This is a genomic window from Corynebacterium sp. HMSC08F01, assembly GCF_001807545.1.
GTDB lineage: Bacteria > Actinomycetota > Actinomycetes > Mycobacteriales > Mycobacteriaceae > Corynebacterium > Corynebacterium coyleae.
In genome coordinates, this window is sequence record NZ_KV789327.1 from 21,754 (window position 1) to 29,070 (window position 7,317).

At 61.3% G+C, this 7,317-nt stretch carries 6 protein-coding genes; 3 read left to right on the forward strand and 3 right to left on the reverse strand.

Annotated elements, in window-relative coordinates; translation table 11 throughout:
- Positions 1 to 12 precede the first annotated feature (12 nt).
- Positions 13 to 762 (forward strand): TSUP family transporter, encoded by a 750-nt coding sequence (locus HMPREF3171_RS10930; RefSeq protein ID WP_070484942.1) that lies wholly within the window; start codon positions 13 to 15, stop codon positions 760 to 762.
- Here the strand turns inward: HMPREF3171_RS10930 and HMPREF3171_RS10935 are convergent.
- Positions 733 to 2,100, reverse strand: a complete 1,368-nt coding sequence (locus HMPREF3171_RS10935; protein WP_070484943.1) for a basic amino acid/polyamine antiporter — start codon at positions 2,098 to 2,100, stop codon at positions 733 to 735. The genes HMPREF3171_RS10930 and HMPREF3171_RS10935 overlap by 30 nt on opposite strands.
- A gap of 88 nt (positions 2,101 to 2,188) precedes the next feature.
- On the opposite strand from HMPREF3171_RS10935, the gene HMPREF3171_RS10940 reads away from it, so the two are divergent.
- Positions 2,189 to 2,833: a Rib/alpha-like domain-containing protein gene (locus HMPREF3171_RS10940; RefSeq protein ID WP_070484944.1), complete on the forward strand. Its 645-nt coding sequence runs from the start codon at positions 2,189 to 2,191 to the stop codon at positions 2,831 to 2,833.
- On the opposite strand, the gene HMPREF3171_RS10945 is transcribed toward HMPREF3171_RS10940, so the two are convergent.
- The gene (locus HMPREF3171_RS10945; protein ID WP_070484971.1) at positions 2,811 to 4,928 is read right to left on the reverse strand and encodes an ATP-dependent RNA helicase; all 2,118 of its coding nucleotides are present in this window, start codon (positions 4,926 to 4,928) and stop codon (positions 2,811 to 2,813) included. The two genes, HMPREF3171_RS10940 and HMPREF3171_RS10945, sit on opposite strands and share 23 nt — an antisense overlap.
- Positions 4,929 to 4,953: 25 nt before the next feature.
- Here HMPREF3171_RS10945 and thpR point away from each other — a divergent pair, with 25 nt between their 5' ends.
- Positions 4,954 to 5,496, forward strand: a complete 543-nt coding sequence (gene thpR, locus HMPREF3171_RS10950; RefSeq protein ID WP_070484945.1) for an RNA 2',3'-cyclic phosphodiesterase — start codon at positions 4,954 to 4,956, stop codon at positions 5,494 to 5,496.
- 1 nt (position 5,497) lies between these two features.
- Here the strand turns inward: thpR and HMPREF3171_RS10955 are convergent, their stop codons facing one another.
- Complete coding sequence (locus HMPREF3171_RS10955) at positions 5,498 to 6,988, reverse strand: HNH endonuclease signature motif containing protein (RefSeq protein WP_070451967.1); 1,491 nt, start codon at positions 6,986 to 6,988, stop codon at positions 5,498 to 5,500.
- Between the last annotated feature and the right edge of the window lie 329 nt (positions 6,989 to 7,317).

Below are 7,317 nucleotides of genomic sequence, written 5' to 3' on the forward strand. Positions count from 1 at the left end.
CATAGTAGTCGCATGCTCGCCTTTCTTATCGCTGCCTCTGCGTTCGCCGGCTGGATCGATGCAGTGATCGGCGGCGGTGGCCTCGTGCTCATTCCGATCCTCATGGCGACGACCGGCATGCCCGCCGCATCCGTGCTCGCCACCAACAAGGTCGCAGCGATCAGTGGCACCGCATCGGCCGCAGTGTCGCTCGTGCGTCGCGTTGGGGTGCCCAAGTTCACGTGGATTTATGCCCTCATCGCAGGCATTTCCGCCGCGCTTGGAGCAACTGCAGTTTCGCTTATCGACGACTCCATCGCCAACCCGATCATCATCACCCTCCTAATCGCCGTGGGCATCTTCGTGGTGGTCAAACCGACGTTTGGGACGACCGGGGAGAGAAGGGTGTCGTCGATAAGAATTGCCCTGGGATTCGCAGCAGCAGCGCTGATCGGTGCTTACGACGGCATCTTCGGCCCAGGCACCGGCATGTTTTTGATCATGGCGTTCACCGCCATTTTCACGCAGCAGTTTCTCCAATCCGCGGCGATGGCCAAGGTGGTCAACACCGCCACGAACCTCGGCGCGCTGATTGTGTTTGGCGTGGGTGGCTACATCGATTGGAAACTGGCGCTGATTCTGGCTGTTGCCAACGTGATCGGCGCGCAGATCGGCACGAGAACGGTGCTCAAGGGCGGCTCCAAACTGGTGCGCGTCGCCCTGCTCATCCTCGTGGTGGTGCTGTGCGTGAAACTACTCAAGGACCAGGGAGCCATTGGCTAGGCCATAAATGGCCGCAACCGCACCGACCAGCACCAACGCCACAACGAACCACTCAAAGGTGTTGAAGGAACGCTCGTTGTTGGCGCGCCGGGTAGCAACGTACGGCACCATGCCCGGCACCACCGCCAGCGCGCCCAACAGCACGTATACCGGGTCCGCCGCGTAAATCAGCCATAGCGAGTACACCGAACCGATCAACCCCACCACCAAGTGAACGTGATGATCACGCGCGATGAGCACCAGGTAGATGGAGGAGAAGATGTAGGGCAGCAGGTACATGATCGTGGCCAACTGCACCATGCCGTTGTACGACGCCGCCGAGACGAAGAACACGACCACGAACAGCTGGATCACGATGGTGGACAGAACCTGGGCGTTCTTGGTCGTCGCCAATCGCTTGGGCAACAACCCATCGCGGGCCATCATCACAATCGGTTCGGCGCACAGCATCTGCCACGACACGTACGCACCCAGCACCGACAAGCACAGACCGATAGAGACCAGCGCGCCACCCCACGGGCCGACAACTGCCTCAAGCACGGCACCCATCGAGTTGTCCGGCAGCGCCGCCAACTCTTCCTGGCTGAGCACACCGTAGGACAGGGTGGACACCGCCACGAGCAGGGCCAACACCGACAGGAAGCCGATGATGGTCGCACGGCCCACATCGCTGCGGCGGCGAGCCTGCTTGGAGTACACCGACGCGCCCTCGATACCGATGAACACCCACACCGTGTACAGCATGATGCCCTTCAACTGAGCGCTAAACGGTGCGCTGTTGGCGTTGCCCCAGAAGTCGGTGGTGAAGCGGTCCCACGAGAACCCCAGGAACGCCACCAGCACAATAAACGCCAGGATGGGTACGAGTTTTGCCACGGTGGTGACCACGTTCATCACCGCCGCCTGCTTCAGGCCGCGCGTCAGCCCCCACAGGATCAGCCAGCTCATTGCGGACACCGCGATTGCCAACACCCAGCGGTTCTGCAGCACCGGCACATAGTGGCTCAGTGTGCCGAAGAACAAGGTGGCATACCCAACCTGGGCCATCACCGAGCCGAGCCAGTAGCCCCAACCTGCGGTAAATCCGATGAAGTCACCCAAGCCGGCGCGCACGTAGGCGTACACGCCGGAGTCCAGGTGGGGTTTCCTCACCGCCAGGATCTGGAACACGAAAGCAATGGACAACATGCCGACACCGGCAATTGCCCAACCAACAAGCATCGCTCCGGGGCTCGCGACCGAGCCGATGTTTTGGGGGAGCGCGAAAATGCCGGAACCAATGGTCGATCCGATGATGAGGGAGACCAGCGTCCAGACCGAAACGGTGCGCTTTGTCATGGCGACTAACACTACCCCAGGGGTTGTCTACTACAATCATCAATCGATACAGAACGTTTAAAGCATAAACAACTGAGGGAGGCGGCAAATGCGCAAGAAAATTGCGGCAATGACATGTGCCATTGCACTGTCGTTGGCAACCGTTTCCCCAGCATATGCCGATGACGGATACAAACAAACAGCAGTCGTGCCGGGCCTGACCGCCACCATCGAGGCACCCCTGCCCATCGGCGAAGCCTGGTACGAAGCCGAAGACTTACCGCGTTGGGCAACCTTGAACCCCGACGGTTCCATCCACCTCACGCCGGGGGAGGGGGTTACCCCCGGTGTGTACGAGTGGCCCGTCCGCGCAGTGCTTGCCGACGAGACCGAGCGAGTCTTCTCCGTCCGCGTCACCATCAGTAAGGACGCTTCGACCGACCTCAACCAGGAAGGCGCGATCCTCGACGCACTCGTCGAATACGCCCCCGAGGTCTCCCCGACGTGCTCCGCCACCGCCATCGGCGTCGGCCTGCCACTGCTCGTGCTGCTGCCGCTTGGGTTCGCCTCCCAGATGAGCCTGCCGCTGGTCGCGCGTCAGAACGACCTCAACCTGGTCGTCGAGAACGCCCTGAGCGTCGATCTGAAACTTCGGGACCTCAACTCCCGCGACGTTGACCTCGGCATCGCCGCCATCCTCGCCGTCGCAGGCCTCGCCGGCGCAGGCGCGATTATTTCCCAGTGTGTGAAGTAGGGTCCTCCGGCCACGCGTGCTTGGGGTAGCGGCCCCGCATCTCCTTGCGCACCTGCTGGTACGGCCCCGCCCAAAAACTGTCCAGGTCATCCGTCACCGCAAGCGGCCTACCCGCAGGCGACAGCAGGTGGTACAGCACCTTCACGCCCGCGACTGTTTGGCCGTGTTTGCCAAACATATGCTGCAGTTTCACCCGCTTCACCGGCCTGCCAGACGCATACTCAAACTCCTTCGGCGCCACCTGGTCCAACTCCGCAACCTGCTTCCAATCCAGTTGCCGCAACATCGCCGCCCGCATATCGCAATTGCCTATCGACGACCCCCTCGCCACCTCGGAAACCTCAACCGAATAGTCCCCTTCGCTCACATCCGGCCACCCAAGGGTGGCGTGCAGGAAGTCCAGCCGTTCCTTCAGGTGCTGCTCCTTGTCGTTGAGCGGGAAGTCCTCAAACCGCAGGTGGGTGAGCGCTTCCGCTGCCTCGTCGGGAGTCAGTTTGATCGGGGTGGAGGAGAGCTCAATCGCACCGACGGAGGTGACGAGCCGGCCGCGTACCTTGTCGTCGACAAGCATTGCTTTCTTGGTTTCGGTCACCCTGTCCTGCGGAAACGCGATCGGTTCGGCATCTCGGATGATCACCTGTGTCGGTGTGCGCTGGATCTCCGCTGCCGCGATCCACTCACTATGCGAGTTGAACTTCGCGCGCGTCCCCGACGCCAACAGGTACTCGCCCTCGCCGACCTTCTTCGCAATCCATTGCGGAAACGCCGCCGCAATCACCTCGCCGGGGTCCACCGGGCCTTTGTCGTCGACAAGCCTGCGCAGCCGCTTCGCATCCACCTCACCAGCAAGCCGCGCGATCGTGCCCGCCGCCTGCGAACCGAACGTCAACAGTGCCGCGCCCAGCCGCGGATCCAGCGGGAAACTGGCCAACCTCTTGCCAAAGCTGGTGATCTTTCCGTTGCTTAGCGCCCCAATCGCCTCCAGATTCTGCTCCGCCTCCGTGTAGTCCTTCGGCTGATCCAACAGCGGCAGGTCCGGCGACGCCCACGCCTTCATAGTCAGCAACGCACCCGTCAGATCCGCCGTGAGGATCTCGGGCGTGATGTCCGCCTGGAAGTTGGCGTAATCGTCGCGCGAAAACACCCGCACAACCTCACCCAGCCCGAGCCTGCCCGCACGACCCGCACGCTGATCCGCACTCGTCTTCGCCTCCGACACCGTAACCAGGCCAGTCATGCCCCTGTTATCTCTCTTGGGCACCCTGGATAGTCCGGCGTCCACCACCTTGCGCACACCCGGCACAGTTATCGACGACTCCGCCACCGACGTCGCCACAACCACCCTCGCCGGCCCATTTAGCGCCTCATCCTGCTCCTTGCTGGATTGGCGTCCATGCAACGGAACCGCATCGTCCAGGACCCCGCACACCAAATCCACCTCGCGCACACCCGGCACAAATACCAAGGTCCGCTCCGTGCCGTGCGTCTGTTGCGCCACGTGTTTGTAGAACTCGCGCGTTCCCCGGATCCTGTCCGGATGGGGCGCATAGGTGATGTCCAGTGGGTGCGTCACCGCCTCCGTGGACAGGACCTGCGCGCCCATATGGTCGGCAAACTTCTGTGCGTCCAGGGTGGCGGACATGGCGGTGAGGTAGAGGTCGTCGCGAAGCAGCGCGACCTCCATACACATCGCCAACACCAAATCCGTGTCCAGTTGGCGCTCGTGCACCTCGTCGATCACCACCGCACCGACCCCCTCCAAACCGGGGTCCTTGAGCAGGCGATTCAACAACACCCCGGGGGTTACGAACTCCACCTCGGAGCCATCCTTGTGCTCTCCGCGGATGGAGTAGCCGACTTTGGTGCCGAGCGGCGTGCCGTCGAGAAACGCAAGCCTCCTCGCCGCCGACCGCACCGCCACCCTCCTTGGCGCCGTGACCAGCGTCTTTCCTGCAATGTTTGCGATCGCCGGCGGGATCAACGTCGTCTTGCCCGTCCCCGGTGGCGCTTCCACCACAAGGGGACCGTGGTGGGGGATCTTGTCCACGACTTGCGACACCGGTAGGTCGCGGCCGATTTTCGCCAGGTCGAACATGGCAATCCAGGGTAGCGTGTGGGCCATGAGACGCCTCTTCGCAGCGATCGTCCCACCCGACGAAGTCCGCGAACACCTCATCACCGCCCTGCGCCCCATCCGGGACTTCTCCGGCACCGAAGTGCGCTGGTCTGACCCGGACAATTGGCACATCACGCTGGCGTTTTACGGCAACCAGCCCAACGACGCCGCCCTGGTTACCGATCATCTCTCCCAAGCGACCGCCTTCACTCGGCCCCTCCGCTTGCATCTGCGGGGCGCCGGCTGCTTCGAACGCCGCACCATGTGGATCGGAGTCGGCGGCGACAAAGCACCTCTGAAAGACCTCATGGCGGACTGCCAACTCGACCCAGATGCCCGCCGTCGCCAACGTGCGCATCTCACCGTCGCCCGCACCGGCACCCGCACCAGGGACCCATTGCTTCTCGACGACCACGCCCACGCCCTCGCCGTCTACACCGGACCAGAATTCGCCGTCGACGAAGTCCTCCTGTTCGAGTCCCACCTGGGCAAGGGGAGAAGCGGCGGCCCGAAATACGACGTGGTGGACAAGTTCTACCTGCGGTGATCTACGTTGCCAGCCCAAAGTTGTCCCCATCGATATCAAGCACCAGGTTTTTAAGGTCATCAAATCTGAATCTGCGAGCGAAGTAAGGCAGATCAATCTTTGGTTGTTCGTGGAACGGGTTTTCCTCTGGGTAGTAGTCTTCCGGGTCCGGGAACGGCGGTTCCTCGTCGTCCGGTTCTGGAGGGAGTGGCTCTTCCCACGGCATTTCGGGTGCGAACGGGAACACCATGCTGTATTCCTGTTCCAACTCCTCGATCGCGGTGGTGGCTGCTTCTTCGTCGAGGGTGTCGTCGAAAATGTCCATGATTCGGTGGCCTTTGGCGTAGAACTCGGCGGCGTGGGCACGGTTTTTACGCACGTTGGCCAGGCTGGACTTCCACCGCGGGTTCGTCGGAGTGACTTGCTCGTGGAGGAGGCCTTCCGGCGTGCAGATTTCGTATGTTCCGTCCGCGAAAAGCCAGACGATGTCACCGGTGACCGGATCGGGAATGTAGAACCCGCGACGATCCGTTTTCAGATTGTGGTGGTGTTGGCACAGTGCGAATAGGTTGTCCACTGTCGTTTCGCCACCTTCGCCGTAAGGGATGCGGTGGTCGAGCTGGCACTGCTGAGCGGCGCGGTTGCAGCCAGGGTAAATGCAGGTGCCGTCACGGGCGATGACAGCGTGGCGCATCGCCTCGTTCGGTGCGTAGCCGCTTAGTTTCTGTACGGCTGCTGCGTCGAGGTCGCGTTCGACGTGGTCGGTGGACGCCAACCAGTCTTCAAAGGCTGCGGTGGTTTCAGCATCGGTCCAACCCAAGCCTGGCAGAAAAACCGGGTCACCTTCCTCACGGTCTTTCGGGCTGTACACGTTGAGCACCGGTGTGACGGATGCGCCCGCGATTTCACCGGACAGCAGCTTCAATGCGGCCTCGGGCATGCTGATGCCATGTTCGCGGGCGACAGCCTTCACACTTGCGCCGACGCGACCTGCGGCGATTGGGTTGGTGAATATCTCTATCGACGCGCGGTCCTCTCCACCGAATGAGAAGCAGTCGATCCGGAACGTGTCGCTAGTGTCCTTTTCGCGTTCATCGCGCTTCTTTGCGTTGTACCCGCGCGACTTGTCCAGGCGTTTAATTGCAGCGCGGATGCGGTCGGTGACCGTCTTGCGTTGCGGAACCTGCTGGTTGTTGCGCTTGGGGGTAAAGGTGTCGACCAGGATCTCGTCGATAAGCGCGAGTGCTTCCTCGTCTGGATCTGGGCCGAGCTCCTCGATCGCGGTATATGCAGCGGTCAGGTGGCCGATGTCCATCACCCGTGTGTTGCTCTGTAGCGCGCGAAGCCGTGGAAGTTCTTGTAGGACTGCATGTCCGAGGATCGCGTTCTTTACAAACCCTTTGTTCCAACTGGTGGCCGTTTGCACCTTCTCAACAGTGAGGTCGAAATCATCCACCTCGAGGCCCGGATATGCGTACTCGCCGAACATTGTCCAGTAAATATCGCGAATCATTTGAGCGTTCCGGCTGTCTGGATCATCTGGTCGCTGACTGCGGAAAATTTTCGGTGGTGCGGTTGCCGTTGTCATGGTCCCCCCTTTCGTCTATGGTGCTATAGTATCGAACAAACAAGCGATACGCAAGGGGGTATAACGGAACAATGAAGAATAAAGAGTTCAGGTGTTCGAACATCCTGGGTGGCTATTTTGAAGATCATATAAAACGGCCACGACACGGTATGTTGGCCAGATGCTTTTCGACGCCACCGTGATCCCACGCGAACCCAACCGCGTCATGCCTGGGGTGGTGCATTTACCTGCGTTTTTCACCTCTGATGAGCAGC

Bases quoted from the DNA above. Each gene is read 5' to 3' on its own strand.
- HMPREF3171_RS10940 (WP_070484944.1), top strand. From the start codon at position 2,189: ATGCGCAAGAAAATTGCGGCAATGACATGTGCCATTGCACTGTCGTTG.
- HMPREF3171_RS10935 (WP_070484943.1), bottom strand. From the start codon at position 2,100: ATGACAAAGCGCACCGTTTCGGTCTGGACGCTGGTCTCCCTCATCATC.
- HMPREF3171_RS10945 (WP_070484971.1), bottom strand. From the start codon at position 4,928: ATGTTCGACCTGGCGAAAATCGGCCGCGACCTACCGGTGTCGCAAGTC.
- HMPREF3171_RS10930 (WP_070484942.1), top strand. From the start codon at position 13: ATGCTCGCCTTTCTTATCGCTGCCTCTGCGTTCGCCGGCTGGATCGAT.
- thpR (WP_070484945.1), top strand. From the start codon at position 4,954: ATGAGACGCCTCTTCGCAGCGATCGTCCCACCCGACGAAGTCCGCGAA.
- HMPREF3171_RS10955 (WP_070451967.1), bottom strand. From the start codon at position 6,988: ATGATTCGCGATATTTACTGGACAATGTTCGGCGAGTACGCATATCCG.